The following is a 26,699-nucleotide window of genomic DNA, read 5'->3' as shown; positions in this document are numbered from 1 at the left end:
TTTCAGAAGGGCATCTCATTGGAAAAGGTGTCATGGCTTTCAATACCAACTTCAGCAGAGCCGGTGTGCAGACCGGAGCCGGCAGTCTCGATGCCGGGCTTCGTGCTTATATGTGCCGGGTCTTCAACTGGATGGCGCTTGGTCTGGTGATCACGGGACTGGTCGCCTATGGCGTGGCGCAGACATCCCTGCGCGCTCTCTTCTTCCATCTGGCAGAGATGCCGAACGGTGCCATCGTCCTGCGTCCGACCCTGCTGGGTGGGATCAGCATCTTTGCGCCGCTTGTGTTCGTGATGGTCCTGTCCTTCGGGGTCAACCGTCTGTCCCGGCCGGCCGTGCAGGGGATTTTCCTGCTGTTCAGTGCGGCGATGGGGGCGAGCATGGCCAGCCTTCTGCTGAGCTATACCGGCGTTTCCGTGGCCCGCACCTTCTTCGTGACGGCCATTACATTCGCCGGAATGTCGCTGTGGGGATACACGACCGGCGCCAATCTCGCTCGAACTCGGTTCCTTCCTGTTCATGGGGCTGATCGGGATCATTCTGGCGTCCGTGGTGAACATTTTCCTCCACAGTTCGCCGCTTGCCATGCTGGTTTCCATAATAGGTGTGGGGCTTTTCACCCTACTGGCAGCGTATGACACGCAGCGCATCAAGATCACGTACCAGCAGTACATGGCTTATGCTGGTCCAGAAGAGGTTGCGAAGCTGAGTGTCTATGATGCGCTGACGATGTATCTCAATTTCGTGAACCTGTTTCAGTTCCTGATCCAGTTCATGGGGGTTCGCTCAGGTAACAAGGACTGAGATTACTATCTGCGCGATATTGGAGATCCTGAAAGGGGCGGCAGTTGATGCCGCCCCTTTTTTTGCTTTTTGGACCAAAAAAGTCTTGAATTATTTCCGCGAATTCTAAACGAGTTTACATTAAAAATCGGTAATGTTCAGGCTTAATGAAAGTCGTAATTAGATCAAATGTGGCGAAAAACAGCCATTTCACTCTGACGTCCATTTTGGGGGAGTGCTCACGAAATCCGTGATAAGCCTTGTCTTTGAGGCGATTCAGGCGGAAAAAACCTGAGGAACCGGGACAGCCGTGTCCCATGCTGAATGAATTTCAGGGTCGGATCTTTGATCCGGTTCCTGACGTCAGGATACGAACGAGAAAGGTAGCAGACTATGGCAGCGTTCGGCGGCACTGATGCGGACCTTATCGTGTCAAACCGTTTCCCGGCGACTACTGCAAGCCGGAACGGATGATGAAAGCAGGACCGATGAAAAAACTCTGGCGATATCTCCCAGCGTTGCCGGCGCTGATGCTATCGGGTTGTACGGTTGATCTGCTTCAGCCGCGCGGCCCGGTCGCAGAAATGAACCGCGATGTCATGGTGGCGGAATTCGTCATCATGATGCTGATCGTGGTTCCCACCTGCGCCGCGACGCTTTATTTTGCGTGGAAGTATCGTGCTTCCAACAAAGAGGCCGAATACCTCCCGACCTGGGATCATTCGACCGCTATTGAATATGTCATCTGGGGCGTTCCCGCTCTGCTGATCGCCATCCTTGGTGCCATCAGCTGGTGGAGCACGCATGCCTATGACCCGTACCGCCCGCTTCAGACGGCTGACAACGTCAAGCCCCTGAATGTCCAGGTGGTCTCTCTCGACTGGAAGTGGATGTTCATCTATCCGGACCTGGGGATCGCAACGATCAACCAGCTGGATGTGCCGACGAACACGCCGCTGAACTTCCAGATCACGTCTGACACCGTCATGACGTCGTTCTTCATCCCCCGTCTGGGCTCGATGATCTACGCCATGCCGGGTGAACAGACCCAGCTGCATCTGCTTGCAAGTGAATCCGGGGATTACCTGGGTGAGGCTTCACAGTTCAGCGGCCGTGGTTTCTCGGACATGAAGTTCCGCACTCTTGCCATGGATCCGGCTCAGTTCAACGACTGGGTTGAGAAGGTGAAGAGCGGAAGCGAAAATCTCGACGACACCACATACCCGAAATATGCTGCACCGCAGGAAGCTGCACCGGTACAGTATTTCGCGCATGTCCAGCCGGATCTCTTCGACGGCATCGTTGCCAAGTACAACAACGGCATGATGGTGGACAAGAAGACGGGCAAGGTCATGCACATGCAGTCTGCTTCCAACGCTGCACCGTCCGACACTGGCATGAAGGAATAACCGACAGATGCTCGGAAAACTCTCCTTATCAGCCATACCGTTGGATGTGCCAATTCTTGTCGGTACATTCCTTGGTGTTGCTGTCATCGGTCTCGCCGTACTGGGTGCTGTCACCTATTACGGAAAATGGGGCTATCTCTGGCGCAACTGGTTGACGACCGTCGACCACAAGCGTCTTGCCGTAATGTACATCATCCTGGCGATCGTCATGCTGTTCCGCGGTTTTGCGGATGCCATCATGATGCGTACCCAGCTTGCGCTGGCATATAAGGGTAATCCCGGTTACCTGCCGCCGCATCACTACGACCAGATCTTCTCCGCTCACGGCACCATCATGATCTTCTTCATGGCAATGGCGTTCATGACGGGTCTGATGAACCTGGTTGTTCCCCTTCAGATCGGTGCCCGCGACGTTGCGTTCCCGTTCCTGAACTCGCTCAGCTTCTATATGACGCTGGTCGGTGCCCTGCTGATCAACATCTCGCTGTTCATCGGTGAGTTTGCCCAGTGCGGCTGGCTGGTTTACCCGCCTCTGTCCGAAATGCAGTTCAGCCCCGGTGTCGGCGTTGACTACTATATCTGGGCCGTTCAGATCTCTGGTGTCGGTACGCTGCTGACGGGCGTGAACTTCTTCACGACCATCGTCAAGATGCGTGCGCCTGGCATGGGCTGGATGCAGATGCCGGTCTTCACCTGGACCGCGTTTTGCACGACCGTTCTGATCATGGCGTCCTTCCCGGTTCTGACGGTGACGCTGGCTCTGCTCAGCCTTGACCGTTACCTCGGCATGCACTTCTTCACGAACGATGCCGGCGGCAACGTCATGCTTTACCTCAGCATGATCTGGACCTGGGGCCATCCGGAAGTTTACATCCTTGTCATTCCGGCATTCGGTGTTTTCTCCGAGGTCACTGCAACGTTCTCCCAGAAGCCGCTCTTCGGCTACAAGACGATGGTGTACGCCACGTGCTCCATCATGGTGCTTTCCTTCGTCGTGTGGGTGCATCACTTCTTCACCATGGGTGCCGGTGCCAACGTCAATACCTTCTTCGGTATCATGACGATGATCATCGCCGTCCCGACGGGTGTGAAGATCTTCAACTGGCTGTTCACGATGTATAAGGGCCGCGTGGAATTCACGGCTCCGATGCACTGGACGCTCGGCTTCATGATCACCTTCTCCATCGGTGGTATGACCGGTGTCATGTTGGCCATGCCGGCCGCTGACTGGATCCTGCATAACTCCCTGTTCCTGATCGCCCACTTCCACAACGTCATCATCGGCGGTGTGTACTTCGGCTACATTGCAGGCATGGGTTTCTGGTTCCCGAAGGCTTTCGGCTTCAAGCTGAACGAAGCCTGGGGCAAGCGCGCTTTCTGGTGCTGGTTCGTCGGTTTCTACCTGGCCTTCATTCCGCTTTATGTCCTCGGCCTCGAAGGCATGACGCGTCGTATGAACCACTACGACAACCCCGACTGGTATCCGTGGATGCTCGTTGCTGAAGTTGGTGCAATCGTTATCGCTCTCGGTATCGTCTGCCAGCTCACGCAGCTCTACGTTTCCATCCGTGACCGTAACCTGCCCGAGAACCTTGATCTGACGGGTGATCCGTGGAACGGCCGTACGCTGGAGTGGTCCATTTCCTCTCCGCCGCCGGCTTATAACTTCGCGGTCATTCCTGACATTCATGGTCTCGACACGTTCCACACCGAGAAGCAGCTGGGTCGTCAGGCTCACGGCAAGCCGCTGGCTCCGATCCACATGCCGAAGAACACATCTGCTGGTGTCTTCATCGGTCTGTTCAGCTTCATCCTCGGTTTCGCTTCGATCTGGTACATCTGGTGGCTCGCTGCCATCGGCCTGATCGGTATCGTTGCAACCATGATCCTGCGCAGCGCTGACCGCGACGTCGACTACTATGTCCCGGTAAGCGAAATCGAGCACAACGAGGAAGTCTATTCCCGTCGTATCGCTGCTGCACAGGCAGCAGAGTAATAGGGGCGCATAAGACTTATGGCTCACGAAGCAACCATGTCGCCTCTGGCACACGCTGACGACCACCACGGGGAACACCACGAGTTCCCCAACGTGTTCGGGTTCTGGCTCTACCTGATGACGGACTGTGTCCTGTTCGGGTCGATCTTCGCTGCCTTCGCGGTCCTCCGGAACCAGTATGCCGGTGGCCCGTCGGGCAAGGAACTGTTCGACCTGACGAACGTGGGGATCGAGACGGCTATCCTGCTGTTCTCGTCCATCACGTACGGCTTCGCCTCGCTGAACGCGCTGGCGAAGAACAAGAAGATGGTCCTGCTGTGGCTGGCCGTTACGTTCGTGCTGGGTCTTTCCTTCGTCGGTCTGGAGCTGAACGAGTTCAGCTCCATGATCGCGGAAGGCAACGGCCCTGACCGTTCCGCTTTCCTCTCCGCGTTCTTCACGCTGGTTGGAACGCACGGTCTGCACGTTACCTGCGGTCTGATCTGGATGGCAGTGCTGATGGTGCAGATGATGGGTCCGCAGGATCTGTCCGAGCGGATGATGAACAAGCTGGCCTGCCTCAGCCTGTTCTGGCACTTCCTCGACATCGTCTGGATCTGTGTCTTCTCCTTCGTCTATCTCGCAGGTGTGATGTAATGACCCAGGCTCCTACCACCACGATGACGGGTGACAGCCACGGCTCTTACCCGTCCTATCTGATCGGCTTTGTTCTGGCCGTGATCCTGACGGTGGCATCCTTTGCCGCTGTCATGTCCCACGCCCTGTCTCCGGGGATGGCGCTCGCAGCACTGACGGTTCTTGCCGTTGTGCAGATCGTCGTCCACCTGGTGTTCTTCCTCCACATGAACACCAGCACCGAGCAGAGCTGGAACCTGATGTGCTTCATCTTTGCTGCGGCAACGGTGTTCGTCATCATCGGCGGTACGATCTTCATCATGCATGACACTGCGATCAACATGATGTCCCGCTAAGGTTTCTTCTGAAATCTGAAGAAAGGGCTGACAGGAGAAATCTTGTCAGCCTTTTTTTGTGCCTGGCTTTCCGGCCGGGACGGTCCCTGAACCGGAGGCTTCTATGGAAAACCGGGCACAAAAAAACCCGGTCTCCTGGGAGACCGGGTGAAAGATGCCGCCAAAGAAAAGCGGAGTCAGTCCTTATGAGGCGCCTCAGACAGCATGGCAGCCTTGCCGGGCTTGTCTTTCCATTCTTCCGCGTCCGGCATGGCGTCGATCTTGCGGGTCATGTTCGGCCACTGCGTCGAATATTTCGCGTTGATCTCAATCCACGGCGCGGCGCGATTGTCGCTGTCGGGGAAGATGGCCTCAGCCGGGCATTCCGGCTCACATACGCCGCAGTCGATGCATTCGTCAGGATTGATGACGAGGAAATTCTCACCGGCGTAGAAGCAGTCTACGGGGCAGACTTCCACGCAATCCGTGAACTTGCAGCGAATGCAGTTTTCGGTGACCACATAGGTCATTGACGTCTCCGATCGTCTTGCTGGTCCGGCATCCGGCCGGTTTCATCCGAGCGGGATGATATGCGAAGGTTTGGCTTCAGACGCAAGCATCGTCAGCCTTCTTCTGTGATGGCTTCATAAAGAAGTGCGGCTTCTTTTGCCGGACCGCGGCGTTCACCAAGATCCAAGACGCGCCACACGCGCACTTCTCCGCCAGAAACGGCCGGAAAAGTCAATATGTCGCCAACGTGAAGTTTGGCATGGGGCTTGCTGGTGGGCTGTCTGTTGATGCGGATACGGCCCTTGCTGATGATGGCGGCGCAGAGGGGGCGTGTCTTGGCGACGCGGGCGTAATACAGCCACTGATCCAGCCGCTGGTAGTCTTCACTCATGGACGGACTTTTTCTCTGAGAGCTGCGAGGGCTGCAAACGGACTGTCAGTCCGGGGCGGAGCCGGGCGTCTGGCCTGAGCCTGATGGGAGTGGGTCTTGCGCCGACGGGAGGCGCGTGTCCGGCGGTCCTTCAGGATCATCAGGGGTGAGGGTGGACCGGCATGAGCTGTCGGGAGTGTTCCGGCGGGGCGGTGGGCGATGCCCAGGCCTTTCAGCACGGATGGGAGGATGTCGGCTTTGACGCCCAGTCTGGACGCCAGACCGGGGGGCGCTGCGTGATCATGGCGGAGTGCGAGCTGGTGCATCTCCGCGATGCAGCGTTCCGCGATGTCGAGGCGCAGGCCTGTATCGCTTGCACGGATCCAGCCGAACTGGCCCTGAATATCGCTCCAGGGAAGGGAGACACGGCCGGGTGCGGTAGCCTTTAATGCGGTTCCGTTATGCAGGGCATGGAGGAGGCCCAGCAGCGCCAGCGGGCGTGTCCGGAAAAGGGCCGGGCAGTAGATCGAGAAACGTCCGATCTCCACGCCGCTTTTGCGCAGTCTGTTTCGTAGGCCGGGCGTCAGGGCGTGGTCTTCGGGCAGGGCGTCTGTGATGCCGCCATCTTCCATGAGGCGGTGCAGGACGGCCCGGAGCTGGGGCTCGCGCTCTGCCATGGTATGGGCACGGTAGAGGGGCTTGAGGTCTTTCTGAATGAGCTGTGCCACGAAGGCCAGAAGGCGGGTTTCGACATGCGTTTTCTGAACGGCATCCGTGAATTCGGCCGGGAAGAGCTGGATTGCTGGACGGAGCAGGGAAGGACCGGGCGTGAGGCGGCCGAGACGGATGTCTTCCCAGAAGAGTTCGCCGTTCGTGGTGTCCAGTCGGAGGGCGGTGTCAGGCGCGTCCTGAAGCATGCGGATGCGGCGCGGGATTTCGTGCAACAGGGCCTTGCGGCCAGCGCGCAGGATGATCTGGCGGTCGGGGCCTGAGGCGACGTTCGTTTCCAGTGTGAAGCCATGGATGCGGCCGATGCTGTGGCCTTCGACGAGGACTTCTCCGTCGGGTTTGACGGCGGAGAGCAGGGTGCGGTCGGTGTCACTGTCGAGGCGGCGCAGCAGGGACGTCGCGCGGCGGTCCACGAAGCGGGCGGTGAGGCGTTCGTGCAGGGCGTCTGAGAGCAGGTCTTCGACTTCACGGGCGCGTTCCTGCCACAGGGCGGAATGGCGGCTCCATTCAGTGCGGGCGGCGACGTAGGAGCAGACGCGGACGCCGGTGAGGCGGTGCATCAGCGTGTCGATATCGCCTTCGGTGCGGGCAAAGCCACGGATATGGCCTTCCATCCAGCTTGGGGGGATCGTGCCTTCCTTGACCAGATGGGTGTACAGGCGGGCGCAGAGGCGGGTGTGGCTGTCATCGCCGAGTTTGCGGAAATCGGGGATCTGGCAGACGTCCCAGAGCAGGGCAGTGGCGCGTTTTCCGCGTGCGATCTCGCGGATGTCCGGATCCAGCATCAGGGATTCGAGTGTGGTGACGTCCGAGGCCACGCGACCTGCGGTCAGGCCACGCAGCGGTGGCGGTCGGGTCAGGCTTTTGAGCAGGTTGGCAGGGTTGGTGAAGTCCAGTTCGTGGTTGCGCCAGTAGAGGCGCTGGATGGGATCGAAGCGGTGCTGCTCGACGGCTTCAACGAGGGCGCTGGACATGGGCGGGCAGTCGGCCGTGGTGCCGAAGGTGCCGTCTTTCATGCCGCGTCCGGCGCGCCCGGCAATCTGGGCAATTTCCTGCGGGAACAGGGGGCGGGGGACCGTGCCGTCAAACTTGCTGAGCTGGGCCAGGGCGACGTGATCGACATCCATGTTCAGGCCCATGCCGATGGCGTCGGTTGCGACGAGATAATCGACTTCGCGGTTCTGGTAGAGCTCGACCTGGGCGTTGCGGGTGCGAGGGCTGAGCTGGCCCATGATGACGGCACAGCCGCCGCGACGTCTGCGGATGACTTCGGCCAGTGCATAGACCTCGCTCATGGAGAAGGCGACGATGGCAGAGCGGGGCGGCAGGCGGGAGAGCTTGGTGTGTCCCGTGCTGGCGAGGCTGGAGAGGCGGGTGCGGATGTCGATCTCGATGCCGGGGACGAGTTTCTGCAGCAGCGGACGGATGGTCTCGGCGCCGAGAAAGAGCGTTTCGACGGTGCCGCGCGCGTGGAGCAGGCGGTCCGTGAAGATGTGGCCACGGTCCGGATCCGAGGCGAGCTGGATCTCGTCGATGGCGACGAACTCCGCCTTGCGGTCCAGCGGCATGGCTTCGACGGTGCAGGAGAACCAGCGTGCTCCGGGTGGGACGATCTTTTCCTCGCCCGTGATGAGAGCGACGCTGCGCTCGCCCTTGATTTTCACGAGGCGCTCGTAGTTTTCCCGGGCCAGCAGGCGCAGGGGGAAGCCGATGCTGCCGGACGCATGGGCCATCATGCGCGTTAAGGCATAATGGGTCTTGCCGGTATTGGTGGGGCCGAGGGCAGCACGGATGCTGGCTGGCATGGTATGATAGCTGGACGAGGTTCCGTGGAATGCACCCTTCATGTCTGAATGGTCGGGTGCCTGCGGGGCAAAAGCAAGCATCTGAAGCCCATCCGGGTGATCTTTATCGGGTCGGGCCGGTCTTTGAGGAAGAAAGTCATATGAATTCGCATCCCCAGCTTCCATTCGTGACCTCTGCCGAAGCGCCGTCGGCCCGTCTGGTGCATCTTGTGGCCTGTGAGGACAGCGCTGCGATTTCCGGGCTTCTGGGCGATCACGCGGCTTTTCTTGAAGGGCAGGGGTTTTCCGCGAAAGACGGTGCCTTCACGCTGCTGCCGGGTGAGGACGGCGTTGGTGCTGCGATTCTGTGTGTGGCCTCCGCGCGGGTGAACGATCCGGCCGCTTTTGGAACGCTTGGAACCGCTTTGCCGGCTGGGGACTGGGCGGCTGTGCTGCACGGGCTCGGGGAGGCGGCGCTGGAAAGTGCGCTGCTCGGGTTCTGCATGGGGGCGTACCGGTTCAGCCTTGGTGAGGCCAAGCCTCTGACGACACGGATGGTCGTGCCGGATGATGCGAAGCGGCTGGTGGCGCTGTCGAAGGCGGTCTGGTTCGGGCGTGATCTTATCAACATGCCCGCCAACCTGCTGGGACCGCGTGAACTGGCGGATATGGCCGGGGCGGCGCTGGTGCATCGCGGGGCCACTGTCAGCATTGTCGAAGGTGATGATCTGCGGAGTGCGTATCCGTGTCTGGCCGATGTGGGTGAGGGGTCGGAGCGCAAGCCGGCTGTGGTCGTAGCGCGGTGGAAGGCCCGGGAAGGTGCGCCGCGGGTGTCGCTGGTCGGCAAGGGCGTGTGTTTCGATACGGGCGGGTACGATCTCAAGGGCGCTGCTGGCATGTTGCGCATGAAGAAGGACATGGGCGGGGCGGCGCTAATGCTGGCCGTCATGTGTGCTGCGATTGACCTTGGGCTGGATGTGGATCTGGAACTGCGTTTGGGCTGTGTCGAGAACAGTGTCTCGGGTCATGCCATGCGGCCCGGCGACGTGCTGCGGACGCGGAGTGGCAAAACGGTCGAAATCGGCAATACGGATGCGGAAGGGCGTCTGGTATTGTGTGATCTGATAACGGAAGCGTCTGAAAGCCGTCCGGATGCCATTCTGGATGCTGCAACTTTGACGGGGGCTGCGCGCGTTGCACTCGGTCCGGATGTGCCTGCGTTGTTCAGCAATGACGATGAACTGGCCTCACTCATTATCGAATTGGGAAAAGCGACAGCCGATGTAATGTGGAGAATGCCACTCTGGCATGGCTATGATGCATGGCTGGATAGTAAAGTGGCTGATTTCGGAAACGTGACGTCCAAACCCATGGCTGGCGCGATTACAGCCGCACTTTATCTTCAGAAATTCGTCCCGAACGGCCAGAAATGGGCGCATATCGACACTTATGCGTGGAATGATGGTGCGCGGCCGGGTCGACCAGAGGGCGGAGAAGTACTGGGTCTTCGGGCAATTCTGGAAACATTGTCACGGGTTCATAATAATTCCTGATCTTCCACAAAGCGTTTCATTCTGCGAACAGTCTGGCCGAGCGACAGAGTGCTGAAAGATTGGGGTGTCAAAAGCCTTCGGATGAGGCATACGCCCCTTATCGTTTCGATGCTGAGTCATCGTTTACTGGATTGTTTTGGAACCCATATGCTTGCGTATGCGTTTCGAATCACCATCTGAGTGCCACTACGGTCTCTCCCGCAGCGGAGAGGCAGAGACAATTTCACGTCGCCCCCGGTCCTGCCGGGTCCTGTTATGGGATCGGACAACAGACAGGGGACGGACTGCTTAGGAGAGAGATCATGCCCCAGGCTACCAATGATCAGATGCTCAACCTTCTGTGCGACACCATCGTTTCCATGGTCCGTCGTGACGGACCCGACCTTTCCGCCCGTCAGCTCGCCGTCTTCCTGACCTGCTATCTGCGGGACGGGGCTCATACGGTCCGTGGCCTGGCACTGGAACTCAAGGTCTCCAAGCCGGCCATTACCCGCGCGCTCGATCGTCTGGGCGAGCTGGATCTGGCACGCCGGAAGGTCGATCCGCTGGATCGCCGTTCCGTGCTGGTGCAGCGTACGCTGAAGGGTTCCACCTTCCTGCGTGAAATGCGTGCCGTCATGGCGGAAGCTTCCGGCACGCGCTCCACGCGCACGGAACGCGCTTCGGCTTCGGTCGAGCGTCTGAGCAGCCGTCGCGCTGGCTGATTTAAGCCGCTGGGTTACCAGCGGTCCTGCACGCGGGTTCTGGCCCGCGTGCAGACATATCCTGTCCACACAAGCTGTGGCAGGAGGATCATCAGAATGGTTGTGATGATCTGACCTGTGGCGAAGGCCGCAGCGCCCCAGAGGGCAAATCCCCAATAGATGAATGTGACGAGCGGGACGGGCAGTCCTGAGCGGATGGCCAGTTGATAGAGATGGCCGCGATGGGCCTGTGCGAGCCTGTCACCAGCGCGTGCGCGACGCAGGAGCGTGAAGCACACGTCCCACAGCACGCCTGAGAGCAGGGCGATGACGAGTACGCCGCCTCCGGTGTTGAAGCCGGTCATGGCGCCCCAGGCCATCGCGAGCCCGATGGGCTGGCTGCCGACGTCGCCCATGAAAATCCGGGCTTTCGGAAAATTATAGGGCAGGAAGGTCAGCAGGCAGACAGCGAGCAGCACGAAGGTTGCGGGCATGATGCCCGCGCTGGCCAGAATGAGCGCGGAAATGGCCATTGTGCCGGAAGCGAGGCCGTTGATGCCGTCGATGAAATTCAGGGCATTTGTGATGAAAACAGCAGCCAGGACGAACGGGACCAGTTCGTAAAACGGGGCACCTGTTCCAATTGCAGCGGCGATGGCGGCGACGAACTGCGCGGCGAGTTTGTAGCGCGCGGCGAAGGGGCGGACATCATCGAGCCATGAGACCGCGCCGAGCAGGATCATGCCCAGAAGCAGGCCGGTGACGGGCGCTATCACCTGTGCGGAAGCGTGGGCCGCATGAAGTGCGGGGGGCAGGCAGAGGACGAAGGCGCCTACGATGCCGATGCCGCCCCCCTTCGGGGTGGGGCGTGTATGCGAACTGCGGGCGACGGGATGGTCCAGAACACCCGCGCGGATCATGAGCAGAATCAGGAGATTGCACAGGACAACGGCGGCGATACAGGCGAGCGAGAGGCCGTTGGTAAGGTTCTGGAAAGAAAAGGGCATGGGACGACTTTATGGGAGGGCGGCTTTTGGCGCTATAAGGGGCGCGTGACATCTGTTCATTCTACAGGGCCCGCGTCTCCGGCCTCAATGCCCCCTTCCGGCCCGTCGTCGCGTCCGTCGATGCAGGCCCGTCGCATCGCGCTCAATGTTGCGCTCGACGGAGTCGTGTCTGCGGCGGCGGCACCCGTGGCGCGCTGGCTGGCGGATCCGGCGGGCGGGTGGCTGCATCCGCTGTGGTTCATTGCCGGGGGCGGGATCACGCTGCTGGTTGGTGGGCTGCCGTTCCGGATTCCGCAGCAGTACTGGCGGTTTTCGGGTGTGGCGGACCTGTTCAACATCGCCTGTGCGTCTGTCCTGAGCGCGCTGCTGTTTGCGGGGTTGCTGCATGTGGCGGGCTATCCGCTGCCGACGCCGACCTTCCCCATCATTCATGCGCTGGTCCTGCTCGTCTTCCTGGGTGCGATCCGGATGATGTGGCGGCTGGCGGCGCGGCGCAAAAGCGTGGCGCTCAATGGGGAGCGTATCCTGCTGCTTGGGGCGGATCATGAGGCCGATCTGTTTATCCGGGCCATGGAGCGGGACAGCGAGAACAATCGGCGTGTGGTGGGGCTGCTGACCGGTGGGTCGCAGCAGGCCGGACGGCGGATTTATGACTGTCCGATCCTGGGGACAATCAGTGAGACGCCGGCGATCCTGGAGCGGCTGTTTGCTTCGGGAAAGCTGCCGGATGCGCTGGTTATTACGGCCGGGGAGATCAAGGGCAAGGAACTGTCCCGCATTCTCGAAGCGGCCCGGGCCTATGATATTGATGTGCAGCGCACGCCATCGCTGACGGCGTTGCAGCCGGCTGACCGGGTGGAGCTTCGTCCCATCGCGATCGAGGATCTGCTGAACCGGCCACCGGTGGCGCTCGAACTCGCAGGGTATGGCGCGGCTGATCTGTGGGCGCGTTATTGCCGTAACCGGGGCCGGGGGCAGTATCGGTTCCGAACTGGCGCGGCAGATTGCGTCTTTCCAGCCGGCCATGCTTCTGCTGATCGAGAGCAGTGAATATGCGCTGTGGCAGATCAATCTGGATCTTTCAGAACGCTTTGGCGATGTGAAACGCCATCAGATCATTGCGGATGTGCGTGACCGGCGGCGGATGGCTGAAGTGTTCGGGGCATACCGGCCGCAGATCGTCTTTCATGCGGCGGCGCTCAAGCATGTGCCGATCGTGGAGGACAATCCGGTCGAGGGTGTGCTGACCAATGTGATCGGAACACGGATCGTCGCGGACGAGGCCGAGCGGGCCGGGGCGCAGGCGATGGTCATGATTTCCACGGACAAGGCGGTTAATCCGTCCAGTCTGATGGGGGCGAGCAAGCGTTGTGCCGAAGTGTACGGACAGGCGCTCGATATGCGGGCGCGGGCCGGGCAGGGCGGCATGCGTTGCGTGACCGTGCGGTTTGGCAATGTGCTGGGGTCTACGGGATCGGTTGTGCCGCTGTTCCGCAGGCAGCTTGAGCATGGCGGGCCGCTGACGGTTACGCATCCGGACATGACGCGCTATTTCATGACGGTGCCCGAGGCCGTGGGGCTGGTGTTGCAGGCGGCGGTGCGGGGCACGCATGAGCGCGCGCAGAACGATGCGACGGACCAGCGGCTCAGGCAGGGCGGTATTTTCGTGCTCGATATGGGTGATCCGGTGCGGATTATGGATCTGGCGTTCCAGATGATCCGTCTGGCCGGTCTGCGGCCCGAGAGCGATATCGAGATCCGCTTTACCGGACTGCGGCCCGGCGAAAAGCTGTTTGAAGAGCTGTTCCATGGACGTGAGGCGCCGGTTCCGACCGATGCGCCCGGTCTGCGGATGGCCTCTCCCCGTACTGTCGATTTTGCTGTCGCCACCGCTGCGATGGATGAGCTGGAGGCCGCCTGTCACGCGAGTGATCTGGGCGCGGTCATGGCCATCCTGTATCGGCTGGTGCCGGAATTTCTTCATAACCGTGACGGCAATACGCCGCTTGCGATGTCCCATCCCGATCCGGAGATGATAGCGCCATGACAAGGCAGATTGCTTTTCTCGACCTTCCCGCCCAGCAGGCGCGGCTGAAGGGCAGTATCCAGAAACGTGTGGACGCCGTCATGGCGCATTGCCGTTTCGTGCTGGGTCCTGAAGTGCAGGAACTGGAGCAGCGTCTGGCAGAGTTCGGCGGTGCGAAACATGCGATCGGTGTGTCGTCCGGGACGGATGCGCTGCTGATGGTGCTGATGGGTGAGGAGATCGGGCCGGGAGATGCGGTGTTCCTGCCGGCCTTTACCTATACGGCGACGGCGGAAGTCGTTCTGCTACTGGGCGGCACACCGGTTTTTGTGGATGTGGATCCGCAGACCTTCCAGATCAGTCTTGAGTCTCTGAAGGAGCGGCTTGAGGCCGTGCGTCAGGCCGGGGAGCTGGAGCCCCGGGTCGTGATCGGCGTGGACCTGTTTGGTCAGCCCGCGCCCTGGGACGAACTGAAGGCCTGGACGGCGCAGGAAGGTCTGACGCTGGTGGCTGATTGCGCGCAGTCCTTTGGGGCGACGTATCATGGCCGCCGTCTGGGGCATGAGGCGAAGGCGACGACGCTGTCCTTCTTCCCGTCCAAGCCGCTGGGCGGCTATGGGGATGGCGGTGCGATCCTGACGGATAATGACGATCTCGCGGCGCTGTATCATTCCCTGCGCACGCATGGGGAAGGCCGCACGCGCTACGAAGTCGAGCGGATTGGCATCAACGGGCGTCTGGATACGCTTCAGGCTGCAGTGCTTCTGGCGAAACTCGATGTGTTCGGGGAGGAACTGAAGCGTCGGGATGCGATTGCTTCGGCCTATGATGCTGCCATGCCGGAAGGCATTGTGCCGCCGGTGCGCGTTGCTAACAGCGAAAGTGCCTGGGCGATCTATACAGTTCTGTTGCCGGATGCGGGCAGACGGGACTCGCTTCAGGCGTTTCTGAAAAACGCGGGCATTCCGACAGCCATTTACTATCCCAAGCCGCTCCATCAGCAGCCGGCTTATGCGCCGCATCATGATGGGGCCTCGCTGCCGGTGGCCGAAGGGCTCGGTGCGCGGGTTCTGGCCCTTCCCATTCATCCCGAACTGACGGACGATGACGTCAGTTACATCATTGCAGCCCTTAACCGCTGGGCAGGAGAACAGGCGTGAGACGTGAACAGAAACTTCTGCTGGTGTTTGCGGCCCTTGTTCTGATCCCGGTGGGCATCATCTGGTTCGTGACCTGGCCGCTGCTGCATGCCTGGAAGCTGCCGGAAGTCACAGCCGGGCAGATCAGCGCGCCGGTCAGCCGTGATCTGACGGCGGATGAAGTCCAGAAGGTCAATCTATGGCTTCAGTCGCATGAAACGGCCTGGGGGCCGTCGGGCGAGCGTCCGCCTGCACCGGGTCAGGTCATTCTGGAAATGACCACGGCGCAGGGGCAGCCGGTCATTGTGTCCATCTGGAAGCACAAGAAGCAGGACGACATTATCGGCGTTCAGCTTGAAAAGAACGGCCCGTACCGGATGAATGCCTTTCCGGACGCACAGGTCATGGCGCTTCAGCCTGAGGGCGCGCAGCAGCCTGCGAAGTAAGGAGCCGGTGACGGTTTGGATATGAAAAAGACCGGCCTCCTTCGGGAGCGCCGGTCTTTTTTTGTCCTTGTGAAGAGGACTTACTTCTTCTGTTTTTCTTCCTGTTCCGTGACTTCGCCGACGGCGCGGCGGGTCTGGTTTTCGTCCTCGAGCGGGGCGGTGGCCTTGTCGCCCATGGCCAGCAGGGCAGCCGTGATGGGGGAAGCCAGGATCAGGCCTGGCGCGCCGAGGATCGAGCCGAAGACCGTCTGCGAAAGAATGGCCAGTGCCGGCGGCATGTGAACGGCGCGGCGCTGGATCAGCGGGGCGAGGACGTTGCCTTCGAAGAACTGGATCACGCAGTACAGGATGCCGACGAACAGGGCTTCGTGCGTCCCGAGCGAAAGCCCCAATAGTACGGCTGGAACTGCGCCGAGGATGGCGCCGATATAGGGAATGAAGTTGCACAACCCGGCCACGACGCCGAGGGCCAGTGCGAGCGGCACGCCGATCAGGGACAGGCCGATCCCCGACAGCATGCCGACGACCAGCATGTCCAGCGCCTGCCCGGCGGTCCAGGCCCAGAGAGTCGCGCCGGCTGTGAGCATCAGTTCACGGGCGGCAGGACGGTGCTGGGGCGGCACGAGGCGGAGCATGCCGTCGATATAGATCGCCGGGGTGAGTGCGAAATACAGGCCTGCGATCAGGACGACCAGAAGCGTTCCGAGAATACCGAAGACGCTGCTGAGCAGGCCGGTGACCGATCCGGCGAGGCCTGATCCCAGTGACCCGAGATTGGCTGTTCCAGCGGCATTGCCACCCAGCGAAGACGGCAGGTGATCGAGCACCATCTGGCCGACCGTGGAGCCGGAGAGATGGGACCGGAGTTCACCGGACTGGGTGATCAGGGCCTGTTTAAGGCGGATGAACTGGTCGCTGATGGCGGGACCGCTGTTCCAGCCCAGACCAATCATGGCAATCAGGATCACACCTGTCACGAGGGCAACCGCGCCCTGATAGGGAATGACGGGAACGTGACGCCGGAGCATGCGGGCAAGACCGTGCAGAACGATCGCCACGAGAGCCGAGGCAAAGATTACGGCAAGGACGTCGCCGATCAGCCAGATGGCCAGCAGCATCAGGGTCAGGGCCAGCGTGATGCGCATGAGCCCGGCAATTCTGGACAGTTCCCGCGCGCGAGGTTCCGTCTCGCTGCGTTCTGCCGGATCGGAAAAGGATATGGGCATGGAAGGGGTCTGTCCTTGGTCAGTCATTGCGGACTGGCTTATGGGCAGCGGGAAAGGGGGTCAATGGGGTCCCCATCTTCAGAGTCGGTCCATGCGGACGACATCTGTGGACCCGGATGAAATCCGGGCTCCGGACGGGATGTCCGAAGCCCGGTTGTGGCTCAGGCGCGCAGGGCGACCGGCGCGACGTCGTCTTCGAGGCTGTAGGGGCCTGCAGCGACGATCTGCAGGGTCAGGACTGCTGCCGTCATGGTGTTGAGGCTGAGGTCGGCGTTGCCCGCTGTCCAGCGCATGGCTGCGGGTTCACGGCCATGCCAGCCAGCGGCGTCCGTCGTGAGATGGCTCGTGACCTGGCGGGTGGAGGCGCTTTCGAACAGCGTCACGTCACCGACCAGAACACCGAGGTCGCGGCGGTCGTCGAGGAACGGACCGACTACGTCACAGGGGCGGCTGGTGCGGGAAACGATGCGGACATCGCTGACACCGTCCGGCAGGCTGAACACGGCGCGGTCACCTGCAATACGGCGCGGCGCGAGCAGCGTTCCGCAGGGCAGTTCCAGATGCAGGCCAGCATCCGTGGTCGTGGCGACACTGTCAGCGGCGACGCCGGCGCGAGCAGCGATGGCTGTCCAGATCGGCTCGACGCGGGCGCGGTCCGTCACGAGTTCGGCAGCGGCGTCATGTTCCCAGCTGGCCGGAGCACCACCGAAAGCGACGACGCGGCCGCTCTGCGTGAAGCTGCGACGGTTGCCAGTGTCGAGATAGGATTCCGTCGTCAGGCCGTTGGCGAGAATGACGGAATGGCCATCCGTTTCGACATGCAGGTAGTCATAGGACGTGATGCTGTGATCCCAGGCGATGGATGCGCCGTTGACCAGCATGCGGGCCGGGATGAAGCCGCCATCGAGGAACAGGCAGTGTTCACCGGTGACCAGCAGGTCCGAATGCGGCACGCCATCGGCGATGGCATTGGCGCGGATACGGACCGGATAGCCGGCCTGATCGTCGGGGAAGCCGGCGCGGATGCGGGCATGGGCGCGGCCGACCCAGGTGACGGTGCGGGTTTCGCCTTCGGGAGTGACGACGCTGTCACCGATCTCGAACGTCTCAACCTTACGCTCGCCATCGGGCGTTGCGATCAGCGTGCCGGGCAGGAAGCAGACTTCCTGAAGGTGGACGAGCGTGCTGCCGTCGCTGTCACGGGACAGGGTCACGGTCTGGTTCGCGTAGCCGTTGTAGTTGTCGGCCAGCTTGAAGGAGATCTTTCCGTGATTGCTGCTGATGACCAGATAGTCGTTGCTGATCGTAGCCGTCGTGCCGCTGTTGTAGCGCAGGAAGTTCACGTCCAGCGTGCTGCCCGTATAGAGCTTGGTGTTCTGCACAACGGAACCGAAGTTCACGACCAGCTTGCCGCCGTTATAGACGGAGGCGTTGCTGATGGCGCCCCAGCTGGAAACGGCAACCGTGCCACCGTTATTGATGCTCGTGCCGTTGGCCAGACCCGTCAGGACATACTGCGTGCTGCCCTTGTTGACCGTGGTGTTGCTGGCCGTTCCGCCGAACACGACCTGATCGCCGCCGTTCAGGACAGTCTTGGCCGTGCGTCCGCCGGCATAGATGACTTCGAGGCCACCGTTCTGGACGGTCGTGCCGGAGGAGGTGCCGCCATAGATGACGGCCTGAAGGCCGTTATTACCGATCGTGGCATCAGTTGATGACCCGCCATATCCGACAATGACGGTTCCGCCATTCAGGACGGATGTCTTTGTGACGGAATCGCCATCAAGGACATACAGGGTCCGGCCACAGCCACTGACGGTCAGGCCGGAAGCCGACTGGGCGTGATGCGGCTTGTAGGAACAGCCATGCGCGCCGTAGGAGGGAGAATTGGAGGGACGGCCATAATAGCAGTCGGATGAGGAATAATAGTCGCGGGCCATGTTCTGAATCCTCTGGAAAACGGGGTTTTCTGGAGCCGGAGCGTTTTTCCATTCCGAGACCCACATGTCGGACTGGAAATGCCACCTGCTCGGGTCATCCGGGGCAGAGCCGCCTTGAGGCTGGTACCGGAGAGATCAGTACAAGGCGTTAACCCACTGGAGATCTTGCATTTCTCACAGTGGTTAACAAATAACAAATTATTTTTGTTAAAAGTTTCCTGTCAAGGAAATGTCAGGACGTCAGCCTGTGGCGTCCTCAAGCTCGGCCTGGGCCTCGAGCCAGCTTTCCTCGACGGTTTCGAGGCTGGCGTTGAGTGCGGCGAGATGGACGTTCAGGGACGTCACTTCCGCGGCATCGCCGGACTGATAGAGGGCCGGATCGGCGAGTCTGGCTTCGATTTTCGTCTTTTCGCCGGTGAGCTGGGCCATTTTGGTCTCCGCGTCGCGGATTTTGCGGCGCAGGGGGGCGAGGGCGCGGGTCTGTTCCTTGCGGTCGATCCGCTTTTGGGCGGATGAGGAGCCGCCATCGGCTGATGTCGTAGCGGCCTTGTTGCGCTCTGCCATTTCGGCGCGGGCCTTGCGGGCGCGTTCGATAAGCCACGCGCGGTATTCGGCCATGTCGCCTTCGAAGGGGGCGATCGTGCCGTCTTCAACGAGCCAGAAGCGGTCGGCGACCGACTCTACGAGATGGCTGTCATGGCTGATGAGGACGACTGCGCCCTCGAACTCTGACAGGGCGCGGATCAGGGCGTCACGGGCATCGAGATCAAGGTGGTTGGTCGGCTCATCGAGGATCAGCAGGTGCGGGGCTTCGCGGGTGGACAGGGCGAGAAGCAGACGGGCCTTTTCGCCGCCCGAAAGCTCTCCGACCTTGGTTTCTGCACGGTTTTCATCGAGGCCGAAGCGGGCGAGCTGGGCGCGGACGGCGGCGGGGAGCGCGTCCGGCATGGCGCGGCTCATATGGTCGATGGGCGTGTCGGTCAGGACGAGTTCGTCGCTCTGGTGCTGGGCGAAATAGCCGATCTTCAGCTTGGGGGAATGGGTATAGGTGCCCGACATGGGCTCCAGTCGTCCGGCCAGCAGTTTGGCGAAGGTGGATTTGCCGCGGCCGTTCTGGCCGAGCAGGGCAATCCGGTCTTCCATGTCCAGACGCTGGTTCAGGCCCTTGAGAACAACGCGACCGTCATAGCCGAGGCTGACATTGTTCAGGCTCAGCATCGGCGGGGGCAGGGGCTGCGGTTCGGGAAAGGAGAAGCGGGTGGGGGTGTCTTCTACGACGCTGTCGATCTGGGGGAGGCGTTCGAGGGCTTTCAGGCGCGCCTGCGCCTGTTTGGCTTTGGTGGCCTTGGCGCGGAAGCGATCCACGAAAGATTGCATATGGGCGCGCTGGGCGGCGATGCGTTCGGCGGCGCGGTTCTGCTGGAGCGCCTGTTCCGTGCGGATGCGGACGAAATTGTCGTAGCCGCCAGGTGTGACGCTGATTTTCTGGTGATCGAGATGGGCGATGGCATCGACGGTGTTGTCGAGCAGGGAGCGGTCATGACTGACGATGATCGCGGCACCCGAGAACTTCGCGAGCCAGGATTCCAGCCAGAGCGTGGCTTCGATATCGAGATGGTTGGTCGGTTCGTCGAGCAGCAGCAGATCAGGGTTCAGGAACAGCGCCGTGGCGAGGGACACGCGCATCCGCCAGCCGCCGGAGAAGTCCGAGACGGCGCGGTTCTGGGCGTCCTGATCGAAGCCGAGGCCGGAGAGGATGGCGCCGGCGCGGGCAGGGGCCGTGTAGGCGTCGATGGCGATGAGGCGTTCGTGCACGTCGGCGATGCGGACCGGGTCGGTCGCGGTTTCGGCTTCCGCGAGGAGGCGCGTGCGTTCGAGATCGCCTTCGAGGACCGTATCGAGGATGGAGGTGCTGCCTGAGGGTGTTTCCTGTTTGACGCGGCCCATCGTGGCGCGGGCGGCGAGGGTGATGGTGCCGCCATCGGGAGCGAAATCACCGGCGATTGCGGCCAAAAGAGTGGATTTTCCGGCGCCGTTCTTGCCGATCAGACCGATCTTGCGCCCCGGGTCCACGCTAAGGGACGCATTGTCCAGCAGGGTGCGGCCCGCGATGCGGAGGGTCAGGTCGGTGATGGTGAGCAGGCTCACGGGCGTCTCGATCAGTCGGAAGAAAAGAAACAGGGGACGTTAAAATACTGCGACAGACCTATCAGGAACGATGAATTTGCTCTAGTGGAACGGCGGTATTTACCCGCTGGTCCCGGAAGGGGCCGGTCCTAACCAGGAGAAGAAAGATGGCTCTCGAGCGCACGCTTTCCATCATCAAGCCCGACGCAACAAAGCGTAACCTGACCGGCAAGATCAATGCCGTGTTCGAAGGCGCTGGCCTGCGTATCGTTGCCCAGAAGCGCATCCAGCTGACCGAGAAGCAGGCTGGCGCTTTCTATGCCGTTCACAAGGAGCGTCCGTTCTACGGCAGCCTCGTGTCCTCCATGATTGCCGAGCCGGTTGTCGTTCAGGTTCTGCAGGGCGAGAACGCCGTTGCCAAGAACCGCGAAGTCATGGGTGCGACGAACCCGGCCGACGCTGCTGAAGGCACCGTTCGCAAGCTGTTCGCCGAGAGCATCGAAGCCAACTCCGTGCATGGTTCGGACAGCCTCGAGAACGCGAAGAACGAGATCTCCTTCTTCTTTGCCGAGACCGAAATCCTGCCGTAATCTGCGGTTGGGACTTTCTGTCCTGAAAAAGGCGCGGACTTCGGTCCGCGCCTTTTTTTGTACTGGGAAGGTGGAGGGTTCGAAAAACCCTTGGCTCTGAGCTGTTCTGTGTGATTCCATTTCTTCGGCGTTGATTGGGGATGGTGGAAGATGAAGCAGCCTGGTTTCTTTGATGTTGAAGAGCGGCTTGCTCGGCTGAGCGGGCTTGGCGATCAGCTGGAGGCCTTTTCCCGGACTGTGGATTTTGAGGTGTTCCGCCCTGATCTGGAGCTGGCTCTGGCCTATTCAGACGGAAGTAAAGGCGGACGTCCGCCGTTTGATCCGGTGCTGATGTTCAAAATTCTGGTCATCCAGACGTTGAACAATTTGTCTGATGAACGGACAGAGTATCTGATCAACGACCGCCTCTCCTTTATGCGTTTCCTTGGTCTGGGACTTTCGGATCGGGTGCCGGATGCCAAAACGGTCTGGCTGTTCCGCGAGCGTCTGACCCAGGCGGGTGCGATCGAAGGGCTGTTCAACCGCTTTGATGCGACCCTGCGCAACGCCGGGTATTTACCGATGTCAGGCCAGATCCTGGATGCCACACTGGTGGCTGCTCCAAAGCAGCGCAATACGAAGGCTGAGAAAGCGGATCTCCGGGCAGGACGTATTCCCGAAGACTGGCAGGACAAGCCCGCAAAGATGTCGCATAAGGATCGTCATGCACGATGGACACTTAAGTTCACGAAGGCGAAGCGGCAGGACGATGGAACCATACCGTCGAGCGATCTCGCCATCCCGTTCTTTGGCTACAAATCCCACGTGTCCATCGACCGGAAGTTTCGGTTCATCCGAAAATGGAAGACGACGGATGCCGCCGCCAGTGATGGTGCGCGATTGAGAGAGGGGCTGTTAGATAAAACCAATACGGCCTCAAGCGTTTGGGCTGATACAGCTTATCGCTCGAAAGCGAATGAGGACTTCATGGACAAAGAGGGTTTTGTCTCAAAGGTTCACAGAAAAAAGCCGCATCTCAAGCCTATGCCCCGACATATCCAGAAATCGAATGCTGGAAAGTCCGTGATCCGATCGCGCGTCGAGCACGTCTTTGCCGACCAGAAATCACAGACGGGATTGTTCATCCGAACTGTCGGTATCACCCGGGCCACCATGAGGATCGGGCTGGCCAATATCGTCTACAACATGCGCCGCTTCCTCTTCCTCGAAAGATTGAACGCGAGCGCATAGTCATCCAGCGGGAGAGCAGTCCCCGATCTGCTCAAAACGCAGATCAAAAGCTCCCCCAAAAACCGTCAATCAAATCGCCAAAAGCCTGAAATCACGAGCCAGGCGCATCAACCAACGGTTCTTCGATCCCTCCAGGTGTTAAAATTGCCTGTCTGTTTCCGTCGCCTTTGCGGCGTGGCTATGAGTTGATCTCCGGTCAGATCCTGGGTGCATTCCGAAACACAGCCATGCCAGCGCAGGAAATCAACCCATAGCCTCTTCTTTCCTTAGAAATGCGAGAGGAAAGAATATAAAAATGATGACTTCTTGAGAGAGATTAACTGGTGTGAGTTATGAGACTCATTTCACCACTTTCGTCCCTCTTTTATGCCATGCATCAGGTAATGCTTGATCGGGTTGATCCCGGCTTTCTGCACGTCCGGATTTTTGCTCAGGTAGTCATTGCCATTGAAATCGGACGGAAGAATTCTTTCCATTTGCTTTTCTCTGGATATAACGTCTTTTGATACGAAATGTTCTGAATACTTGTTTTCTTTCACTTCGCCTGTGACGATATCCATGGGTTCCCGGTAATGAACTGAGCCGAAAATCGGATCGGATAGCATAGGGGTATAGTAGACGCATTCATCGAAAAAATAATGTGTAACCTGACTCCATCTCGTTCTGTTAGGATCTTTGTGTAAGGTCCCACCGTGTATCAGGTTAGACGCCCAGATAAGAGCCTGGCCTTTTTTTATTGTCAGGATTTCTCTTTTAATATTGAGCTTGTCCATCAGGATTTTCCACAAGGACTCGTAATTCTTGTAGTGCTCAATTGGAGAGTTGTTTGTGATAGACAATTCTCCAAGATGCTCATTGATATAGGAGGGGATTTTATGGCTCTTGGGCCAGTATTCCAGAGTTCCGTTATCTTCATCAACATCTTCCAGAGCGACCCAGACACCGCACATGAACCGCTCGGGAACGGAAGAGAAATGGGCATGGTCGGAATGCATGTGCTGCTGGGTTCCAACCGGAAAATTCAGGCTCTGGAAAGGAAAGGCTTTTTTCCCATAAACCCTTGAAAGAATGTCTATGATCGTCTGATTTGCCGCTATGGATTTTACGTCTTCATTTGAAACCCAGGCGTCCTGAATTCGCAGACCCTGATTATTTTTCCACAGGTTTTCGCGCCAGTATCCGAAATCGAAATTTGAAGACAGATCATTTCTGATTCTGTCAGCTTTTTGCGCAAAATCCGGGTCAGGAAAATCGATGATGGCATAGCCGTTTTCCCTTAATGAGGAGGCGATTTCCCTGGTTGGTGCATCGAAATCCTTTTCAACAGTAATTTCATCAAAAAATGGTGAATCAATATAGGGCACTCCCGGAAGAATATCCGCATAGTTCATTGTATGCTTGTCCTTGATCATAATAAAAATTTCTGGACCAATATCTGCTTATTCAGGAAAAATATGCAAGTGATTTAACTGTGGAATCAGGCGAGTATATGTATTCTCTGGCAGGTCTTGAAGGTATCAGTCGGATCGGCTGGTACCCAAATTGTCCCGACAGACAACTCTAACATGAGATCGCAAAGTTATGATACTCAGTTAGTAAGCAGTATGGCCGGTTGGTCGGATTATTGCTCTAATCTGGAAGCACCAGGTTGCTTATATTGCTACTTCGTAAAAGTGTTGCAGATCATTTCGGAACGTCTGTATAGAAGAGCGTATCCTGCTCCAGCGAGCGGCAACAGGCAACCTCATGCTGTTTGCAACCGTTAGCTCCCGATCAAGGGAGAGCCCGATGCTTGTCGTCCATCATCTGAACAATTCCCGGTCCCAGCGTATTCTGTGGCTGCTCGAAGAGCTCGAGCTGCCTTATGAAATCCGGTTTTATAAACGCGATCCGAAAACGATGCTTGCGCCTTCTGAGCTCAAGCGAGTGCATCCGCTGGGGAAGGCGCCTGTTCTGGTGGACGGGGATGTGGTGCTGCCGGAATCGGGAGCCATCATCGAATATATTCTCAAACGGTATGGTAACGGGCGTCTGATGCCGGCGGAAGAGACGTCTGACTGGGTGCGGTTCGTGTTCTGGCTGCATTATGCGGAAGGTTCTGCCATGCCGCCGCTTCTGCTGAAGCTGATTTTCCAGATGTTGCCGGAGAAGGTGCCGTTCCTGTTGCGGCCTCTGGTTAAGAAAATTGCGTCAGAGACCCAGAAGGGATTTGTGGACCCGCAACTGCTGCTGAACATGGATTTCTGGGAGAACGAGCTTGCGAAAACCGGCTGGTTCGCAGGAACGGATCTGAGCGGAGCGGATATCCAGATGAGTTTTCCGCTTGAGGCAGCCGCTTCACGGGCCGGGGCGCTGCTCGGGCGGCCGAATGTGCGGGTGTTTCTGGAGCGGATCCATGCCCGTCCGGCCTATCGTCGGGCGATTGAAAAGGGTGGCCCTTACGCTTATGCGAAGCCGTAAAGGGCCACTGTTTCCGAAGCTGCTCTATTTCGCGAAGACGTCGCAGATCATTTCCAGCACATCCGGGTAAAGCAGGTGTTCCTGCTCCAGAACGCGGGCGGCGAGGGTTTCGGGGGTGTCGGTTTCCAGAACGGGAACGCTGGCTTGTCCGAGGATGGGGCCTTCGTCCACGCCGGATGTGACGAGATGGACCGTGCAGCCATGTTCTTTCACACCGGCCTTGATGGCGGCTTCATGGGTGTGCAAGCCGGGGAAGGCGGGCAGAAGGCTCGGGTGGATGTTGAGCATCCTGTCTTCCCAGGCTTTGACCAGCCAGGGCGTCAGCACGCGCATATAGCCTGCAAGGACGACCAGCATGGCACCGGAAGCCTGCAGGGCGGCATCGATTTCGCGCTCGTGGGCCTCGCGGTCCTTGCCGAAGGGTTTGTGGTCGATGACGAGGGTTTTCAGGCCCGCTTCTTCGGCGACTTCAAGGCCCGGGGCATCCGGGCGGTTGCTGAGGACCAGCACGATTTCGGCCGGATAGTCCGGACGGGCGCAGGCCTCGATCAGGGCGCGCATGTTGCTGCCGCGGCCGCTGATGAGGATCGCGATGGGAACCTTCTCGGTCTTTTTGGCCGGAGCTTTCGCTCTGGTTCTGGTGTGCGGCTTCTTCATGCGAAGGAGACCGGCGCGGTCAGGGTATAGGCGTTGTCGGAGCGGACGATCTGGCCCATGAGGAAGCCGGTTTCGCCGCGCGCATCCAGTTCGGCCATGACCTTCTCGGGCTCGGAGGTGACGAGCACCATGCCGATGCCGCAGTTGAAGACGCGGAGCATTTCATCGGCGGCGACATTGCCGGTTTCGGCCAGCCAGCGGAACACGGGTGGGACGATCCATGCGGAGCCGTCGATGCGCACACCGAGACCTTCGGGCAGGACGCGGGGCAGGTTGCCGGGCAGACCGCCGCCGGTGATGTGGGCGCAGCCGTACAATAGACCCTTGGCGTGCAGATCCAGAACCGTGCGGACATAGAGTTTCGTGGGCGTCAGCAGAGCTTCGGCGAGGGTATGGCCTTCGGCGAAGGGTGCCGGGTCGTTCCAGCCGAGGCCGGAGCGGCGCACGACTTCGCGGACCAGCGAGAAGCCGTTGGAATGGACGCCGGACGATGGCAGGCCGATCAGTGTATCGCCTTCGCCAATGTTGGCGGGGAGCAGGTTGTTCCGCTCGGCCGCGCCCACGCTGAAACCTGCGAGATCGTAATGGCCCGGGGCGTACATGCCGGGCATTTCGGCCGTTTCACCGCCGACGAGGGCACAGCCGGACTCGGCGCAACCCTTGGCGATGCCCTTTACGACAGTTGCAGCGGCCTCGACAGAGAGCTTTCCGGTGGCGAGATAGTCCAGGAAAAACAGCGGGGTCGCGCCCTGCACGACGAGGTCGTTGACGCACATGGCGACGAGGTCGATCCCAACGTCATCATGCTTGCCGGCCTCGATGGCGACCATCAGCTTGGTGCCGACGCCATCAGTGCAGCTGACGAGGACGGGATCGGTGAAGCCTGCGGCCTTGAGATCGAACAGGGCGCCGAAGCCGCCGAGGCCGCCCATGGTGCCGGGACGGTTCGTGGCCTTGGCTGCGGGCTTGATCGCGTCGACCAGCGCATCTCCTGCGGCGATGTCCACGCCGGCCTGTGCGTAGCTTGCGCCGCCGGTCGTGCTGTGGCTCGTGCCGGGGGAGGTGTCAGGCTGATCGGTCATGG

The 26,699-nt window shown here is 59.8% G+C and carries 21 protein-coding genes and 2 pseudogenes; 13 read left to right on the top strand and 10 right to left on the bottom strand.

Features of this window, described 5'->3' with window-relative positions; translation table 11 throughout:
* Positions 1-32 precede the first annotated feature (32 nt).
* The 5 genes and pseudogenes from ACJ2A4_RS03690 (at position 33) to cyoD (ending at position 5,159) form a co-directional block, all read left to right on the top strand.
* Positions 33-804, top strand: a pseudogene (locus ACJ2A4_RS03690) (Bax inhibitor-1/YccA family protein).
* Positions 805-1,253: 449 nt separating this feature from the next.
* On the top strand, positions 1,254-2,192 hold the full coding sequence (gene cyoA / locus ACJ2A4_RS03685) for a ubiquinol oxidase subunit II (RefSeq protein WP_408873660.1): 939 nt from the start codon (positions 1,254-1,256) through the stop codon (positions 2,190-2,192).
* 7 nt (positions 2,193-2,199) lie between these two features.
* Positions 2,200-4,188: a cytochrome o ubiquinol oxidase subunit I gene (gene cyoB / locus ACJ2A4_RS03680; protein WP_408873659.1), complete on the top strand. Its 1,989-nt coding sequence runs from the start codon at positions 2,200-2,202 to the stop codon at positions 4,186-4,188.
* Between the two features lie 18 nt (positions 4,189-4,206).
* Positions 4,207-4,824, top strand: a complete 618-nt coding sequence (cyoC, locus tag ACJ2A4_RS03675) for a cytochrome o ubiquinol oxidase subunit III (RefSeq protein ID WP_408873658.1) — start codon at positions 4,207-4,209, stop codon at positions 4,822-4,824.
* The gene (cyoD, locus tag ACJ2A4_RS03670) at positions 4,824-5,159 is read left to right on the top strand and encodes a cytochrome o ubiquinol oxidase subunit IV (RefSeq protein ID WP_062449178.1); all 336 of its coding nucleotides are present in this window, start codon (positions 4,824-4,826) and stop codon (positions 5,157-5,159) included. Before cyoC ends, cyoD begins: the two co-directional genes overlap by 1 nt.
* Before the next feature lie 176 nt (positions 5,160-5,335).
* Here the strand turns inward: cyoD and fdxA are convergent, their stop codons facing one another.
* The 3 genes from fdxA to ACJ2A4_RS03655 all read right to left on the bottom strand — a co-directional run bounded on the left by fdxA (position 5,336) and on the right by ACJ2A4_RS03655 (position 8,594).
* Positions 5,336-5,668, bottom strand: a complete 333-nt coding sequence (fdxA, locus tag ACJ2A4_RS03665; RefSeq protein ID WP_011253433.1) for a ferredoxin FdxA — start codon at positions 5,666-5,668, stop codon at positions 5,336-5,338.
* A gap of 92 nt (positions 5,669-5,760) precedes the next feature.
* Positions 5,761-6,039 carry an RNA-binding S4 domain-containing protein gene (locus ACJ2A4_RS03660; RefSeq protein WP_408873657.1) on the bottom strand — a complete coding sequence of 93 codons (279 nt, stop codon included), beginning with the start codon at positions 6,037-6,039 and terminating at the stop codon, positions 5,761-5,763.
* Positions 6,036-8,594, bottom strand: coding sequence for a helicase-related protein (locus tag ACJ2A4_RS03655; RefSeq protein WP_408874090.1), 2,559 nt, complete (start codon positions 8,592-8,594; stop codon positions 6,036-6,038). Before ACJ2A4_RS03655 ends, ACJ2A4_RS03660 begins: the two co-directional genes overlap by 4 nt.
* A gap of 98 nt (positions 8,595-8,692) precedes the next feature.
* Between ACJ2A4_RS03655 and ACJ2A4_RS03650 the strand changes: the two genes are divergently transcribed.
* Both ACJ2A4_RS03650 and ACJ2A4_RS03645 read left to right on the top strand, forming a co-directional pair.
* On the top strand, positions 8,693-10,084 hold the full coding sequence (locus ACJ2A4_RS03650; protein WP_408873656.1) for a leucyl aminopeptidase family protein: 1,392 nt from the start codon (positions 8,693-8,695) through the stop codon (positions 10,082-10,084).
* 302 nt (positions 10,085-10,386) lie between these two features.
* Complete coding sequence (locus ACJ2A4_RS03645) at positions 10,387-10,788, top strand: MarR family transcriptional regulator (protein WP_024717011.1); 402 nt, start codon at positions 10,387-10,389, stop codon at positions 10,786-10,788.
* A 14-nt stretch (positions 10,789-10,802) separates the two neighbouring features.
* On the opposite strand, the gene ACJ2A4_RS03640 is transcribed toward ACJ2A4_RS03645, so the two are convergent.
* On the bottom strand, positions 10,803-11,774 hold the full coding sequence (locus ACJ2A4_RS03640) for a glycosyltransferase family 4 protein (RefSeq protein WP_408873655.1): 972 nt from the start codon (positions 11,772-11,774) through the stop codon (positions 10,803-10,805).
* Between the two features lie 87 nt (positions 11,775-11,861).
* Between ACJ2A4_RS03640 and ACJ2A4_RS03635 the strand changes: the two are divergent.
* From ACJ2A4_RS03635 to ACJ2A4_RS03625, 3 genes and pseudogenes are all read left to right on the top strand, one after another.
* Positions 11,862-13,821: pseudogene (locus ACJ2A4_RS03635) on the top strand (polysaccharide biosynthesis protein).
* Positions 13,818-14,960 (top strand): DegT/DnrJ/EryC1/StrS family aminotransferase, encoded by a 1,143-nt coding sequence (locus ACJ2A4_RS03630; RefSeq protein ID WP_408873654.1) that lies wholly within the window; start codon positions 13,818-13,820, stop codon positions 14,958-14,960. The pseudogene ACJ2A4_RS03635 and the gene ACJ2A4_RS03630 overlap by 4 nt, the downstream one beginning before the upstream one ends.
* Positions 14,957-15,385, top strand: a complete 429-nt coding sequence (locus tag ACJ2A4_RS03625; RefSeq protein ID WP_408873653.1) for a hypothetical protein — start codon at positions 14,957-14,959, stop codon at positions 15,383-15,385. The genes ACJ2A4_RS03630 and ACJ2A4_RS03625 overlap by 4 nt, the downstream gene beginning before the upstream one ends.
* An 80-nt stretch (positions 15,386-15,465) precedes the next feature.
* On the opposite strand, the gene ACJ2A4_RS03620 is transcribed toward ACJ2A4_RS03625, so the two are convergent.
* The 3 genes from ACJ2A4_RS03620 to ACJ2A4_RS03610 all read right to left on the bottom strand — a co-directional run bounded on the left by ACJ2A4_RS03620 (position 15,466) and on the right by ACJ2A4_RS03610 (position 20,699).
* On the bottom strand, positions 15,466-16,611 hold the full coding sequence (locus ACJ2A4_RS03620) for an AI-2E family transporter (protein WP_408873652.1): 1,146 nt from the start codon (positions 16,609-16,611) through the stop codon (positions 15,466-15,468).
* 161 nt (positions 16,612-16,772) lie between these two features.
* Positions 16,773-18,551, bottom strand: coding sequence for a Hint domain-containing protein (locus tag ACJ2A4_RS03615; RefSeq protein WP_408873651.1), 1,779 nt, complete (start codon positions 18,549-18,551; stop codon positions 16,773-16,775).
* 240 nt (positions 18,552-18,791) lie between these two features.
* The gene (locus ACJ2A4_RS03610) at positions 18,792-20,699 is read right to left on the bottom strand and encodes an ABC-F family ATP-binding cassette domain-containing protein (RefSeq protein ID WP_408873650.1); all 1,908 of its coding nucleotides are present in this window, start codon (positions 20,697-20,699) and stop codon (positions 18,792-18,794) included.
* A gap of 146 nt (positions 20,700-20,845) precedes the next feature.
* Between ACJ2A4_RS03610 and ndk the strand changes: the two genes are divergently transcribed.
* The gene (ndk, locus tag ACJ2A4_RS03605; protein ID WP_011253445.1) at positions 20,846-21,268 is read left to right on the top strand and encodes a nucleoside-diphosphate kinase; all 423 of its coding nucleotides are present in this window, start codon (positions 20,846-20,848) and stop codon (positions 21,266-21,268) included.
* A gap of 150 nt (positions 21,269-21,418) precedes the next feature.
* Positions 21,419-22,498 carry an IS5 family transposase gene (locus ACJ2A4_RS03600; RefSeq protein WP_408872988.1) on the top strand — a complete coding sequence of 360 codons (1,080 nt, stop codon included), beginning with the start codon at positions 21,419-21,421 and terminating at the stop codon, positions 22,496-22,498.
* 344 nt (positions 22,499-22,842) lie between these two features.
* Here the strand turns inward: ACJ2A4_RS03600 and ACJ2A4_RS03595 are convergent, their stop codons facing one another.
* Positions 22,843-23,889 (bottom strand): phytanoyl-CoA dioxygenase family protein, encoded by a 1,047-nt coding sequence (locus ACJ2A4_RS03595; protein WP_408873649.1) that lies wholly within the window; start codon positions 23,887-23,889, stop codon positions 22,843-22,845.
* A gap of 397 nt (positions 23,890-24,286) precedes the next feature.
* Between ACJ2A4_RS03595 and ACJ2A4_RS03590 the strand changes: the two genes are divergently transcribed.
* Entirely contained in the window at positions 24,287-24,958 is a 672-nt protein-coding gene (locus ACJ2A4_RS03590) for a glutathione S-transferase (protein WP_408873648.1), read from the top strand.
* A gap of 24 nt (positions 24,959-24,982) precedes the next feature.
* Here the strand turns inward: ACJ2A4_RS03590 and purN are convergent, their stop codons facing one another.
* Together purN and purM are read right to left on the bottom strand one after the other, a co-directional pair.
* Complete coding sequence (gene purN, locus ACJ2A4_RS03585; protein ID WP_408873647.1) at positions 24,983-25,615, bottom strand: phosphoribosylglycinamide formyltransferase; 633 nt, start codon at positions 25,613-25,615, stop codon at positions 24,983-24,985.
* Positions 25,612-26,697, bottom strand: coding sequence for a phosphoribosylformylglycinamidine cyclo-ligase (gene purM, locus ACJ2A4_RS03580; RefSeq protein WP_408873646.1), 1,086 nt, complete (start codon positions 26,695-26,697; stop codon positions 25,612-25,614). The genes purN and purM overlap by 4 nt, the downstream gene beginning before the upstream one ends.
* Positions 26,698-26,699: the final 2 nt, after the last annotated feature.

Source organism: Gluconobacter roseus (assembly GCF_046058915.1).
GTDB classification, from domain to species: domain Bacteria; phylum Pseudomonadota; class Alphaproteobacteria; order Acetobacterales; family Acetobacteraceae; genus Gluconobacter; species Gluconobacter roseus_A.
Note: the sequence above shows the minus strand (reverse complement) of the source record. Positions and strands in the feature narration are given on the sequence as shown.